This window comes from Paracoccus sp. MC1854, assembly GCF_014164635.1.
Lineage (GTDB): Bacteria > Pseudomonadota > Alphaproteobacteria > Rhodobacterales > Rhodobacteraceae > Paracoccus.
On record NZ_JACJFU010000048.1, the window covers coordinates 1 to 12,905 of the forward strand.

The following is a 12,905-nucleotide window of genomic DNA, read 5'->3' on the forward strand; positions in this document are numbered from 1 at the left end:
GCAATGGCTCTGGACTTACAACAACGACCGCCCGAACATGGGCATCGGCGGCATCACACCCGCCCAGAAACTGAAAATGGCCGCATGAGTTCTACGAATGGACCCCGTTAGAAATGGGAGGATTACCTTGCGATAGTTGCGCTCTCAGTAGTTTGTAATAAAATGGCTTTGTGACCTGAGGTATTTCATAGGAATCTATGAAGTTTAGTATTGTGTATAGACTTCTGAAATACCTACCTAGATCGCTTCCATATTCAGAAAATATGTTAAGGTAGGCTCTTCCAAAAGCATCGAGGGCTCTGCTTTCAATATCTTCTTCCCAATCCTCAGCCCGTTCATGTCCTTCCCGATCCTTTGAATCAGCCCAGTTTCCTTGGGCGTAGAACTGTTTTTCGAGACGGGATAAGATTATCTCTATTGCCCTTCGTCCTCTTACAGCCGACGAGGGTGTTCGTGTAACCGTGACGCGTTCGCTGGCTTGAATAGACAAACCTTTTCCTGAGCTTGTCTCTACTTCAATATTTTCAATGATGCCTTGGAAGGCGGTAAACAACTGGTAGAAGGTTGTTTCAAACCTCTGGATTTTTAAGTTTTCCTGCTGCTCACTCAAGATAGTTCGTGTCTTTTCCCTATCGTCGCGAGCAATACTGAGCTCGGTTCGTTGCATGCTGACGCTCCAAGCAACGCCAATGACTGCAAAAGCCGAAAAGAGTGAGTTGGCGGCGCCGAACATGTCTCCAAATGTTCCGCGATAGTCAGCGGTCCACCCTAAGCTCAATGGTGCTGCAAGATTTATTAGCCAAATCTCCAGCGTATATATTCCGGCCCATACAAACCAAGGCAAGCTTTTGACATTCTCGTAATATCTTTTTATACTCATCTACATGCTCATTATGGGTGTGGCTCACCTATCATCTTAAAAGGGCCGCAGAAAAATGTTCTAGGTGAGTATCCCTCGCTACCGCAAGACAGGATTTGGAGCAGACGTGGTAAAGAACATAGATCATGCGGATGAAGTGCCAAAGCTGGTGCAGGACTCAAGATATTTGTTGGCGTCGTGAAACCATCGAGAGCCAGCAAACCCAATTTGGAAAGGTGATATAGCATGGGATTTGATTGCGTTTCGTGCGGGAGAGACAGCTACCTCGGTGGGGGGTGTCCCTGCTGCGGAGGGGCGACTGCGCCAAGCGAAGATCGATCGAAGAAGGGTGAACAGTCAGGCGGGAGCGGCTTGGTTCCTTTGTTCATCCTGACCACTGGCCTTGGTCTTCTGATGCAGGTTTCAGCCCTTTTCCTCGACTAAACAGGGCGTCCCCCTTCGGGTCGCGTCCCCGGTTCCGGCCGGCAAGCCGGCCTCCACCCGAGCTGGTCAGGGCGATGCTCCCGGCTGCGGCGGGCGGATGCCCGTCTCGTCCCGAGCCAGTCCCTCGCCCGCCGGTCCTGGTCGCCCTGCCCTGCCCATCTCGTCCCGTCGGGCGGGACCGCTGACGCGGGCCGTGAGCCCGGTTGTCCAGCCTCGTGCCAGAACGACCTTGGGAGTGGAGGCGGGAGGCCGAAGCAGGCTGTAAGCGAGACCACAGGGATCGAGCGTCAGCCTGTAGTCAACCGGGCGGGCAGTTGCAGGCTGCCGGTGATGCACAGAGATAGCTGCCTTCCCGTCTGACTGCTGCGGCAGGAAGAAGACACGGGAGAGGCCCGCGCGAGGCGCGGGCCAGGATGATCCATTTGTCGGACCAGAGGATCGACGGGCTGTCGCCCGCTCACCCCCGTCCGCAGCCTTTTTGTGTTCCTGTCCGCCACGCATCCCCGCCCGAGCCGGTCAAGGGGCAAGCGCCGCCCTTTGGGCGTCGTCGTCCAGGCGGGCCGTGTCCTCGCCCGTGCCGGGCTGCGGGCCGCACCACCCCGCCTTCCCGACCCCGTGACAGTCTCGGCCGGGGCCACGGGCAGGGCTGCGCCCTCCCCGCTCTGCTTTCCGAAAGGCATGGGCCTTTCGAGATAGCAGATCAGGAAGGCTCGCCCATCGGCGGAACGGGCAGAAGACCCGGCCGCCCCGTCGCTAAAGGAGAGCCACACATGGCACATCTCAATGCCGCCCCGGCAGACACGAACACCGGCGTTTATCGCTGCGGTTCCTGCCGCGATCACTACGAGTCCGAGGATGCAGGCCCCGGCCTCTGCCCGATCTGCAACCCCGCCGAGCAGGCCCGCGACCAGATGCTGCGGCTGCTGATCGCGGAACAGAACGATGCCTTCCGTCGCGCTTTGGGTTTCGCGGCCCTCTGGCGCGACCAGCATCTGAAAGGCCGCACCGTCGCCACACCGGGCTTTCTCGCCATTCCCGAGCGGACCCAAGCCGCGCTGATGAACGCGGTCATCACCTTCACGGACTGGACCGAGGACAACGACCCTTACGAGGATCATTCCTTTGGCCGCGTCGAGGCGCATGGCACCGCGATCTTCTGGAAGATCGACCTTTACGACACCGCCTATCGTTACGGCGCGGAAACCCCTTCCGACCCTGAGCAGACGCGCCGTGTTCTGACGCTCTACCTGCCGTCCGAACACTGACCCCGCCATCGGCCTGCTGTGGCTCCGTCGGCAGGCCGACCCTTCCCGCACCGTCAGCCTGAAAGGGGGTGAACTTATGAGCAGAGAAACCTTGCAGCGCCGTCTCGCAGAAGCGTGGGCGCTTGTCAGGAAGGGCGACAACTTCGATATCGGCCGCCGCTTCCTGATCCAGCACGGCGCACTTTGAAAGCCCGCCCTGCCCCCACGGCCATGAGGGCAGGGCATCCATAACAAGAAACCATCCGTCGCAAAAGGACCATTCCCATGAAACGCGAAACCATCGCTCCCGCCTCCATCCAGTATTTTCCGCTGGCCCAGCTCTACCTGTCCGACCTGAACCCGCGTCAGGACGCCGACCCGGAAGGGATCGACCTGCTGGCCGACAGCCTTGCCATGATCGGCCTGATCCAGAACCTGTCGGGCATCCTCGATGGGGAGGGCCGCGTGGGCATTGTCGCCGGAGGCCGCAGGCTGCGCGCCATCGCCCGCGCCGTCGAGCGTGACGCCACCGTGACCGAACGGCACCCGGAACTGGCCTCCATCCCGGTTCGCATCGCGCCCGACGAGGTCACTGCCCGCGCATGGGCCAGTGCCGAGAACGCGGCGCGGGAGGACCTGGCCCCCGCTGACGAAATCCGCGCCTATGGCCGGATGAAGGAGGCAGGCGCGGACGTGTCGGCCATTGCCCGCAGCTTCGGAAAGACCGAGGCCCATGTTTATCGCCGCCTTGCCTTGGCCGCCCTGCCCGCCCCGGTTCTGGACGCGCTGAAAGAGGGCCAGATCAGCCTTGGCATGGCGAAAGCCTTTACCGTGTCGCAGGACGAGGCATTGACCCTGACCGTTCTGGCCGAGGTGAAGGGCCGCGACGTGTCGGAACACCGCATCAAGCAGGCGTTGCAGCCCGCAGCCGTCAGCGCCACCGACCGCCGCGCCCGCTTTGTCGGACTGGACGCCTACGAGGCCGCAGGCGGCAGCGTGAGCCGCGACCTGTTCAGCGATACCGTGGCGCTGCACGATGCCGACCTGTTGCAGGACCTGTTCACCGAGCGCCTGAACGCCGAGGCCGAGAAGCTGGCCGCAGGCTGGAAGTGGGCCGAGGTCATGGCCGACGAATATGTCTCCTATTCCGTCACCGAGAAGCTGGCCCGCCTTTATCCGGTCGAGGGGGTTCTGACGGAAGAACAGGCCGAGCGGTATGACGAACTGGCCGAACTGGCGAGTGCCGATGCTCTGGACGAGGCCGGGCAGGCCGAACTTGATGCTCTGGACGCAATCATCAAGGGCGACTTCACCGACGCGCAACGCGCCGTGGCGGGCTACCATGTCTATGTCAGCCACAGCGGGACCGTGCAAATGAGCGGGCCGTGGGTGCGGGCCGAGGACCGGGCGGAGGCCATTGAGGCCGGGGTTCTGACCGGCCATGCCGCCCATGCGAGCGGCGGCGATGCCGCGCCCGCGCCAAAGTCGCCCTATTCCGGCGCACTGGTCGAAGACATGAAGGCGATCCGGCTGGCCGCGATCCAGACCGCCCTTCTGGACAAGCCGGAAATGGTGTTCGACCTGCTGGCTTTCGGTTTGTCGCTGGCCTCTGGTGTCAGCACGAGCGTCTTTGATCTGTCGCCGGGACGCCCCATGAACTGCCCGAGCAAGACGGAGGGGCTGGAATGGTCCGACCGGCTGGCCCATCCCCCGGCAGGACATGAGGCATGGAGCCGCCCGGAGTTGAGGGTCGAGGATCTGGCCCAAGCCTTCCGCGACTTCACGGCGGCAGGCAAGAAGGCCCGCAATGCCGCACTGGTGGAAGGCATGGCGCGGACCCTGCCCTATGGCGCAGGCAATGCCGATTTCTTTGCGCTGATCGAGGCCGACAGCGGGGCCAGCATCCGCAAGGTCTGGACGCCGTCCGCCGAGAACTTTTTCAACCGTGTCAGCGCCGACTATCTGGACAGCCTGCATCTGGAACTGACCGGCTGCGATCCCGAGGGCAACGGCTTCAAGGCCCACAAGGCGCAGAAGAAAGCGGAAAAGGCCCGCTGCATGGAGCGGCTGTTCAGCGATGCCGAGTATCAGAAGGCATGGCGCATCACAGCGGAGGCAAAGGCCCGGATCGACGCATGGGTGCCGGATTGCTTCTGATCTGATGAAATCCGGGGGCGGCAGACGACCAAGACCACGCCCCCGGATCACACAACAAGCAGGGGAAACGGTGACATGCCACACCTGCTTATGGAGGAGTGAGGTCTGAGCCCCGAACAGATCGACGCCTTGCGGGCCTATCGCGACCGGCATGGCAGACGCTGGAAAAGCCGCCTGCTGGCCGAGTGGCTCTCCTCGACAGGCGACGAAGGGCCGGAGCTTCGCCAGGTCCGCAACGCCTTTGGTCCGTCCTGGCTGGTGACCTGGCGCCTGCCCGACTGACATTCCCATTCCTTCAGCGACGAAGGTTCACTTGGCCCCGCCCCGTGCGGGGCTTCTTTTTTGCCGCTGCTGGCTCAGGTTCCCCCTGCCCTGTCACCGGCAAGCCGGCGGCAGGACAGGGGCGGCGCTCAGGCCGCGCCGGGCCGCCGCTGCGCGGCCACGCCCTGCCCCCCTGCCTTATGCCAGATCGGTCTGGGAGAAATCATCGCCCTTGTAGAGCAAGGGCACATGGAAGCCTTTGGCGCAGGCATAGGACAAGGCATCGCCCATGTTGAGTTGCGCCGGATGCCCGACCACCTTCCCATAGACCGAGAGCGCCCGTATCGCCTCGGCACCCATGCTGCCCGTGATGTGCATTTCCTTGGCTTCAAGCGCCTTCAGCAGCTCATCGACAAGATCCGTCGCGGCGGCAAAGTCCTCGGCTGTCGCCGGGCCTTTGCCCCGCCGCTCGACCCGCTTGCGCACAAGGGCAAGGGTCGCCTCCAGCCGGACAATGGGCGAATAGCGCAGGGTGCCGCGCGCAGCCTCCATCGCCTTCAGGAACGCAGGGCCATCTTCTTCCTGCAACAGCACGGCGGCGACAACGCTGGCGTCGAGAAACATCAGTCCTCGCCCCACTGTTCGTCCATGAATGCCTTGTCTGCTGCAATGTCGCTGCCGCTGGACACAAATCCGGCCTCCGCTGCCCGGAGCTGTATCCGCGCAACCCGGTCCGTCAGGGACTCCTTGGCAGCGAGAGCGTTCAACTGGTCGGACAAGGCCCGGCGAACAGCCTCCGTCTTGTTCGTCATGCCGGTTGCCGCAAGATACTGATCGACAAGCGTATCCACCGCAGGGTCTTTGATGTAGAGTGGCATGGTATATCCTCACTTTTAAAGAAGTATATCCTTCAGGGATATATAGGCAACCTAGAACGGGATATACTCTCGGGCGTCCCCCTTCGGGTCGCGCCCCCGGTTCCGGCCGGCACGCCGGCCTCTACCCGAGCTGGTCAGGGCGATGCTTCCGGCTGCGGCGGGCGGATGCCTGTCTCGTCCCGAGCCAGTCCCTCGCCCGCCGGTCCTGGTCGCCCTGCCCTGCCCATCTCGTCCCTTCGGGCGGGACCGCTGACGCGGGCGGGCAGTTGCAGGCTGCCGTATGTGAGCTGAAAGGCAGGTTGAGTGAGGCGCGTGCCTTTGTCTCAGTCAGAAATCCTGATCCGCAGCATGCAGGACGAAACCCCCCGATCACGCCGCCTATGCCACGGCCCTCGCCACCATGTCCGGATGCTGAGCGATCACGCGCACATAGGCAATGGCGAAATCCGGCGCGGTCGCCCGTGCCTGCTCCCAGTCGCGCAACGTGCCGACGGGAACCCGGAAGCGGCTGGCGAACTCGGTCTGCGACAGACCAAGCCCGGTCCTGGTTCTGCGGATCAGCCGGGCACGCTGGCCCCGATCCAGCGCCTCGGTGGTCACGTCGAAATCTTCGGCGTCGGCCGGGTCAGCAGGCAGTGCGATATGCTCTTTCTTCACCCATGTTGCTCCTTCTCACCGAGATGAAGCGGGGCAGTTCGCCCCGCCAGACGAAGACGCCCGTGAACAGCTTCTCCCCGACGACACCAACCACCTTGAACCGCTCCTCGCCGTCGATCTCGCGGATAGAGGGAATGATCAGGTGGTTATCGTCTTCAAAGATCTGGTCTCCAAAGGCCAAGGGTAACTTGTGCTTCTCGCGGTTGGCCGCATCCTTGGCGGGGTCAAATCTGTCTTGCGTCATGGGCTATGAATATACGGAAATCCCGTATAAACTGCAACCCCCCCCTTTTCGCTCGTGAGTTGTCGAGGATGTCAGGTGTTGCGCCACATGATCGACGCTGTGGAATCATGTGGCCGGGTTATCCTACCGCGTCAGCACAACCAGCGCGTCCACCATCCGGATGAAATCGTCCGTGGCCAGGCCGCGCCAGCGTTCGCCCTCGTCATAGGCGTTCTCGATCCGCTGCCGCTCGGCTTTCTCCAGGAGCCGGACCGAGGCGTTCATGCTGGCGATCTCGCGCTCGCAATAGCTGATCGCCGCTGCCAGCAGTTCAGTGAGCGCCGCTCTGTCGTTGACCTCGGTGATTTGTGCCCGGCCTCAATCTGCCTGGTGACGGACCAGGGCCGGAAAGGGGCACGGCTGGCGCTGCGCCCCTCCTGTCTCACGCGGCGAGGTCCTCGAGCGTGCGGCCGGACTCCAGTGCATCATTGATCCACTGCGGACGACGGCCGCGACCGCTCCAGGTCTGCTCCAGATTGTCGGGATTGACGTATTTCGCAGCGCCAGCCGCTCCGCCGGCGTCGGATTTCCGCCCCCTGCCCGCTTTTCCGTTGCCAAGCAGATCCGCCAGCTTGAAGCCATGCTCCCGGGCCGCCTGCTCGACCGCGGAAATGGCCTCCTGCCGCTTTCGCGTCTCATAGCTCGAGATGGCGCGATCCACGGTCTTTCGCAGATCCTTGAGTTCTTCGACGTCGAGGCTTTCCAGCTTTTCGGACAATTCAGTCTTCTGATCTTCTGCGTCCATCCGTTCGATCTCCTTTTTCTTATTGGGAACAGCGACAGCTTCGTGGAGGCATCGCTCACCATATATTTTCCCCGGATTCAAGAAATCAATGTTCGCAGTTCAACTGAAAGCTGGTGTGGCGTCCGATATCGGGCCGGGCTTTCGTTCCGCCCGCATTGCGCCCTTCTGTCCGACTCTCGCTGTTGCTATGGACGCGCTGCCTGACCGGCGGCACATTGCTTACCGAGCGCCCGTGCTGGAGCCATCGGCCGGGATCGGCAACATCGTACGAGCGGCGCTTGGCCGTGGCGCTCAGGTCGATGCGGTCGGGATCCATCTCGTCCGCGGCGTCCGCATCTGCGGCTCCCACCGAGAGCACAGCCGGGAGGGCGGCGACGCCCGCACCCGGTCCACCCAGGCCTTCTTCGACCAAGCCTGCAACCTTATTCTCGATGAGCCACAGCGCGCCTGCACACGTTGCGTCGTCTCGGCCCTGTGAGGCGGTCCCGATGCCTTTGGACCCTTTTGCAGCGAGCTGTCTGCACCGAGTTGATCGTCAGCTGACGGCTTCCCCTTCCTCTATCCGGGCAACCGTGTCCCTGAAGCTGCGTGCCTTCAGTTCCCCGGCTCTGATCGAACCTTCCCGCGTCTCGACGTGATAAATGAAGCCGTCCGGTACGGCCGTGATGATGATGCGGTCCCCCGGACTGAGTGGCCGATCCTGCGTCATGGCAATCTCCACAATAATAACTCCTTTGAACTCACTGAGATCGCAACAGCTCGAAGCTGGCGGGGGTTCCCGCTCATAACACCTTGGTCTGAAACCTGATTTTCACGGCAGCCCAGGCAGGATCTCTCATGAGGCATCGGCACTGACGGGAGAACTGCCGGTAACCGATGGCCTGTCACCTCGCCGCAGGATGGGACGGGACAGCCCCGATCATGCCATCTTCTTTCTGCAAGGCATCACCTGCGGCCTGCCTGTGCCTCTGCCAGAAGATCGGCAACCCTTTGCAGTTCGGCAATCCGCGGTCCTGGGTGCGTGAGCGCCGCGCCCCTGTTCCACGCCGCCTCCAGCAGCACCCCCTTCGGGTGGCTGTCACAAGCCAGCGTCAGCGCCTCCATCACCGCCGGATCGCGGCGCGGATCATGCGCCTGCGCCCGGGCCGCCGCACAACGCAGGACATCGAGTGCCGCGGACAGCGCCTCGCGTGCCGCGATCTGTTCCGACCAGGCGCCTCCGAAGGCCACGTTGCCGAGTTGATGTTTTCGTTCCATTGGAACAAAAAAAGAACACAGCGGCGTGAGTTCCACAAGATCGGGAGCGGGGAATGGGGGTGTTTCGCGTCCTCTACATCGACATGAACAGCTTCTTCGCCTCGGTGGAGCAGCAGCTCGACCCCCGGCTGCGCGGACGCCCGGTCGCGATCACCGCCGTCGATGCCCACTCCGGCGCCTGCGTGGCCGCCTCCTACGAGGCCAAGGCTTATGGCGTCCGCACCGGCACCCGCGTCCAGGATGCCCGCCGCCTCTGCCCGCACATCATCTTCCTGTCGTCCCGGCACCGCCTTTATGTCCGCTTCAACCTGGCCGTGGCGGACGTGCTGGACCGCCATGCCGAACTGACCCACATCCGCAGCGTCGATGAGTTCCAGCTGGCCCTGTCCGGCCCCGCCCGCGAACTGGATGGCGCGGCCGAACTGGTCGCCCGCCTCAAGCGGGCGGTTGCTTCTGAAGTCGGCGCGTGCCTGCGCTTCTCGGCCGGGATCGGGCCCAACCACCTGCTTGCCAAGATCGCAGGCAAACACGAGAAGCCGAACGGCTTCCGCTGGCTGTCGCCCGACAACCTGCCCGGTGCCATCGCGCATCTCGCGCTCGATGATCTGCCGGGGATCTCCCGCGCCATGAAGGACCGCCTTTATCGTGCGGGCGTCTATGATGTGGAAACCCTGTGCCGCCTCGATCCACGCCATGCCCGTCTGATCTGGCGCTCCGTCGAGGGCGAGCGGTTCGTGCGGCTCCTGCAGGGCATGGACATTCCCCTGCTCCCGTCCCTGCGGGGCGGCTTCGGCAACTCCAAGGTGCTGGCGCCGGAGTTCCGCGCACCCCGGCAGGCTTACCGCGTCGGCCGCTGGCTGGTGGAGACCGCCACGGCGCGGCTGCGCCGCGAAGGCTTTGTCGCGACGCGGTTTAGCCTGTCGATCGGGTTTCCTGAAGGCGGTGGGTGGTCGCGCGCCATGAGCTGTGCGTCGTCTCAGGACACCGCCCTGTTCCTGCGCTTGCATCGGGCACTCTGGCGGGTGCTGTGGCGAGCCGGACCACCCGCCACCGTCGCAATCGTCAGCGTCCACCTGGGCAACGTGGGTCGGCTCGAAGAGCGCGCGGGCGATCTGTTCGCGCCGCTTGCACCCGCGGATCGCACGCGTGGCGAGCAGGTCGCTGTGGCCGTGGATCACATCAACCACCGTTTCGGGCCGGGTGCGATTACCTACGGAATCACCGCCCCCCATCCGGGCTTCTTCGAGCGCGGCTGATCTCGGCGTTATCCTGGGCGTCCCCTCTCGGGCCTGGATCTCCTTCCGGCCGGTGTGCGGCCTTCACCCGGGCCGGGCTTTGCCTGTCGCGACCCATGTGGGGTGCGATCCCTGACGCGGGCACGCGGGTAGTTATCCAAGGGCCGCCCTTCGCGGCCCGGCAGCGGCGAGCCGGACGCGTCCCCCAGGAACGAAGGGAGGCGAGCCGCTGTGGAGAACTGACCGCCCTGCCCCCTGAAGCGGCGGTCAAGGAAGAAGACAGAAAGATCGGCGATCCCCGCTCTCGCGGGGATCGCGTCGGCCGGAGGCATTCGGGCAAGCCGAACGCCCCGGCTCATGTGGGCCGCGCGCGAAAGGCGCGCGTCCGTCATGCAACACCTCGTCTGTGCTGCTCATCACGTAAACAGGCAGGGCGCGTCTCGGCCCATCCGGGGTGCAATCCTTTGCGCGGGATCTGGGACGCGGGCAGGATCGGCTTGCGCCATCCGTCCCCATTCGCCGGCAGCCGGGCGTCCTTCTCTCCAGGCATCCATCGCCCGCCGCCCCGACCCGGAACTCCAGCGGCTTGACCGTCGCCCTCGCCCCGTCCCGTTGCGGCAGGGCCCCTGCATCACCGGGAAGCAGGTCTCGCCGTCGCGATCTGCCAGGGTGTTCGTTGCCGAGCGGCGGCCTTGGGCGGACCCCCTTTTTCCTCTTGTGCAATCTGGGCCGGGACGGCCAGCGGACCGGCCCGCGGAGCGGACCTTCAACGACTGATTTCCCCTGGCCTGCGGCCATTCCTCGCGCGGCAAATCAGCCATTGACCACCGGCCTCATGGCCCCGGCCCTTTCCGATCCGCACGGAAAAAGGAGAACCGCCATGTCCACCTACTACCGCGTCACCGTTCCCGTCGAAGGCCGCGACGGCAAGACCCGCTTCCGCCCGGTCGGCGTGATGTTCCCGCAACGGGACGGCGCCAGGAGCGCCTTCACCCTCAAGCTGGAGTTCCCGGTCGGCGTCACCGAGTTCGTCCTCTTCGAGCCGAAGGACGCCCCCGACGACCAGGAATGACGACAAGGGGCGGCGCAAGCCGCCCCTGCCCCGTCTTGCGACGGGCGCCACAGATCAGACTGGAGATCCCCGCTTGGGCGGGGATCGCGCCATCCGGGGGGATTCGGGCAAGCCGAACGCCCCCGGCTCAGGTGGGCCGCGCGCGAAGGGCGCGCGTCCGTCTTGGGAACCGCCGGTTCCCCCACGCAAGGCCGCGCGCTTGACGGGGGCGAGGGGTTTCCCCGGCCTTCCTCCGCGCTGGCGCGCTGCGTGCAGGCCGGGCGATCCCCCTCCCCTCGCCCCCTACGCGCAACCCTGCGCGGGCCCCCCTCCTGCCCTCGCCGGGAGGCAGGGTTTCAGGAGAGGCGCCGCTTCGCGGACCTCGCCAGAAACCCCGCCCATCATGGGCACCCCGACCAAAGGCAAAGACCAGGGCGGGGCCGTTGCGAAGGAGTGCCACAAATGGCCTTTGACCTTTACCAGCACGTCACCGACACCATCATCGCCAGCCTTGAGGTGAACTGGCCCCCGTTTCGACCGGACACCTGGGCATAGTCATGGAGGCTTAGGCATATGCCTGAGCACGTGCTTATGTCTGAGATCGAGATCATCACCGATGGCGGCCGTCGTCGCCGCTGGAGCGCAGCCGAGAAGCTCCGGATCGTGGAAGAGACGCTGGACGACCGCGCCAGCATCTCAGTCGTGGCGCGCCGGAATGGCGTTGCGCCGAACCTGCTCTATCGTTGGCGTCGGCTGATGCTGGATGGGGGAGCCGTGGCCGTGGCCGAAGATGACGATGTGACCAGCAACCGAACTGTCCGGCAGATGGAGGAGCGGATCCGCGAACTCGAGCGCCAGCTCGGCCGCAAGACGCTGGAGGCCGAAATCCTGCGCGAGGCCCTGGACAAGGCACGCTCAAAAAAACCGACCTTGCTCGCGCGGTCGCCGCTGAAGGGCGATTTCCGGTGAAGGTCGTGGCCGACACCCTGGGCGTGGCCCGTTCAAACCTGATCGACCGGCTGCACGGCAGAACGAAGCCGCGTCGGCGCTATCACAAGGCGTGAGGCACGCGGCGGTGGTGCCAATGATCACTGCGCTGGTGGCGGCACGGCCGACCTATGGCTACCGCCGGATCACCGCAGTCCTGAACCGGCAGCTGCGTTCCGAGGGGCGCGCGCCCGCCAATCACAAGCGGGTCTATCGGATCATGAAGGCTCACAAGCTGCTGCTGGCGCGGAAGTATTCCGTCCGCCCCGAGCATGTTCACGACGGCAAGGTCATCGTCATGCGCTCGAACCTGCGCTGGTGCTCGGATGGCTTTGAGTTCACGTGCTGGAACGATGACATCGTCCGTGGCGCCTTCATCATCGACGCCCATGACCGCGAGATCATTGCCTGGCGCGCCGTCGTGAATGCCGGGATCAGCGGGTCCGAGATCCGCGACCTTATGCTCGAGGCCGTCGAGCGCCGCTTCGGCGCATATCCTGCGCCTGCGGTCATCGAGATGCTGTCCGACAACGGCTCGCCTTACATCGCGAAGGACACGCAGATCTTCGCCCGCCAACTCGGCCTGAAGCCCTGCTTCACCCCGGTGCGAAGCCCGCAGAGCAATGGCATCTCGGAGGCATTCGTGAAGACGCTGAAGCGCGACTACGTCCAGGTGACGCCGCTGCCCGAGGCCCGGACCGTCCACGGATTGATCGGAGGCTGGATCGAGGACTTGTATGTATCGGTGAGCGTCAAGCGGATTTGTTCATCTTTGACCTCCTGTGCAAAGGCGGCTTTTGCGCTGAAGTTGGCCGATGGGCGGACATGCGCACGAGTGCGCATCGAC

15 protein-coding genes and 1 pseudogene are annotated in these 12,905 nt (G+C 64.0%); 6 read left to right on the plus strand and 10 right to left on the minus strand.

Going from position 1 to position 12,905, the window contains the following annotated elements:
- Positions 1-91 precede the first annotated feature (91 nt).
- Positions 92-880: a putative phage abortive infection protein gene (locus tag H5395_RS16495; RefSeq protein ID WP_182793634.1), complete on the minus strand. Its 789-nt coding sequence runs from the start codon at positions 878-880 to the stop codon at positions 92-94.
- 1,193 nt (positions 881-2,073) lie between these two features.
- Between H5395_RS16495 and H5395_RS16500 the strand changes: the two genes are divergently transcribed.
- The 3 genes from H5395_RS16500 (at position 2,074) to H5395_RS16510 (ending at position 4,986) form a co-directional block, all read left to right on the plus strand.
- Positions 2,074-2,568, plus strand: coding sequence for a DUF3768 domain-containing protein (locus tag H5395_RS16500; protein ID WP_182793635.1), 495 nt, complete (start codon positions 2,074-2,076; stop codon positions 2,566-2,568).
- Between the two features lie 264 nt (positions 2,569-2,832).
- Positions 2,833-4,704, plus strand: coding sequence for a ParB N-terminal domain-containing protein (locus tag H5395_RS16505; RefSeq protein ID WP_182793636.1), 1,872 nt, complete (start codon positions 2,833-2,835; stop codon positions 4,702-4,704).
- A gap of 129 nt (positions 4,705-4,833) precedes the next feature.
- Positions 4,834-4,986 carry a hypothetical protein gene (locus H5395_RS16510; RefSeq protein ID WP_182793637.1) on the plus strand — a complete coding sequence of 51 codons (153 nt, stop codon included), beginning with the start codon at positions 4,834-4,836 and terminating at the stop codon, positions 4,984-4,986.
- 177 nt (positions 4,987-5,163) lie between these two features.
- Here the strand turns inward: H5395_RS16510 and H5395_RS16515 are convergent, their stop codons facing one another.
- The 9 genes from H5395_RS16515 to H5395_RS16555 form a co-directional block, all read right to left on the minus strand.
- Positions 5,164-5,589, minus strand: coding sequence for a type II toxin-antitoxin system VapC family toxin (locus H5395_RS16515; RefSeq protein WP_220495096.1), 426 nt, complete (start codon positions 5,587-5,589; stop codon positions 5,164-5,166).
- The gene (locus H5395_RS16520; RefSeq protein WP_182793639.1) at positions 5,589-5,843 is read right to left on the minus strand and encodes a type II toxin-antitoxin system VapB family antitoxin; all 255 of its coding nucleotides are present in this window, start codon (positions 5,841-5,843) and stop codon (positions 5,589-5,591) included. The genes H5395_RS16515 and H5395_RS16520 overlap by 1 nt, the downstream gene beginning before the upstream one ends.
- A gap of 378 nt (positions 5,844-6,221) precedes the next feature.
- The gene (locus H5395_RS16525; RefSeq protein WP_182793640.1) at positions 6,222-6,500 is read right to left on the minus strand and encodes a helix-turn-helix domain-containing protein; all 279 of its coding nucleotides are present in this window, start codon (positions 6,498-6,500) and stop codon (positions 6,222-6,224) included.
- Entirely contained in the window at positions 6,469-6,744 is a 276-nt protein-coding gene (locus H5395_RS16530) for a BrnT family toxin (protein ID WP_182793641.1), read from the minus strand. Before H5395_RS16530 ends, H5395_RS16525 begins: the two co-directional genes overlap by 32 nt.
- Positions 6,745-6,867: 123 nt before the next feature.
- Positions 6,868-7,008 (minus strand): hypothetical protein, encoded by a 141-nt coding sequence (locus H5395_RS16535; RefSeq protein WP_182793642.1) that lies wholly within the window; start codon positions 7,006-7,008, stop codon positions 6,868-6,870.
- Positions 7,009-7,165: 157 nt separating this feature from the next.
- A complete protein-coding gene (locus H5395_RS16540; protein ID WP_182793643.1) occupies positions 7,166-7,528 on the minus strand; it encodes an H-NS family nucleoid-associated regulatory protein in 363 nt (120 codons plus the stop codon).
- Positions 7,529-7,613: 85 nt separating this feature from the next.
- Positions 7,614-7,940 (minus strand): hypothetical protein, encoded by a 327-nt coding sequence (locus H5395_RS16545; RefSeq protein ID WP_182793644.1) that lies wholly within the window; start codon positions 7,938-7,940, stop codon positions 7,614-7,616.
- Between the two features lie 123 nt (positions 7,941-8,063).
- Positions 8,064-8,249, minus strand: a complete 186-nt coding sequence (locus H5395_RS16550) for a hypothetical protein (RefSeq protein ID WP_182793645.1) — start codon at positions 8,247-8,249, stop codon at positions 8,064-8,066.
- A 224-nt stretch (positions 8,250-8,473) separates the two neighbouring features.
- The gene (locus H5395_RS16555) at positions 8,474-8,821 is read right to left on the minus strand and encodes a hypothetical protein (RefSeq protein ID WP_182793646.1); all 348 of its coding nucleotides are present in this window, start codon (positions 8,819-8,821) and stop codon (positions 8,474-8,476) included.
- A 17-nt stretch (positions 8,822-8,838) separates the two neighbouring features.
- Here H5395_RS16555 and H5395_RS16560 point away from each other — a divergent pair, with 17 nt between their 5' ends.
- The 3 genes and pseudogenes from H5395_RS16560 to H5395_RS16570 form a co-directional block, all read left to right on the plus strand.
- Complete coding sequence (locus H5395_RS16560; RefSeq protein WP_182793647.1) at positions 8,839-10,041, plus strand: UMUC-like DNA-repair protein; 1,203 nt, start codon at positions 8,839-8,841, stop codon at positions 10,039-10,041.
- Between the two features lie 859 nt (positions 10,042-10,900).
- On the plus strand, positions 10,901-11,092 hold the full coding sequence (locus H5395_RS16565; protein ID WP_182793648.1) for a hypothetical protein: 192 nt from the start codon (positions 10,901-10,903) through the stop codon (positions 11,090-11,092).
- A gap of 552 nt (positions 11,093-11,644) precedes the next feature.
- Positions 11,645-12,791: pseudogene (locus H5395_RS16570) on the plus strand (IS3 family transposase); the annotation flags it as partial.
- Positions 12,792-12,905 lie beyond the last annotated feature (114 nt).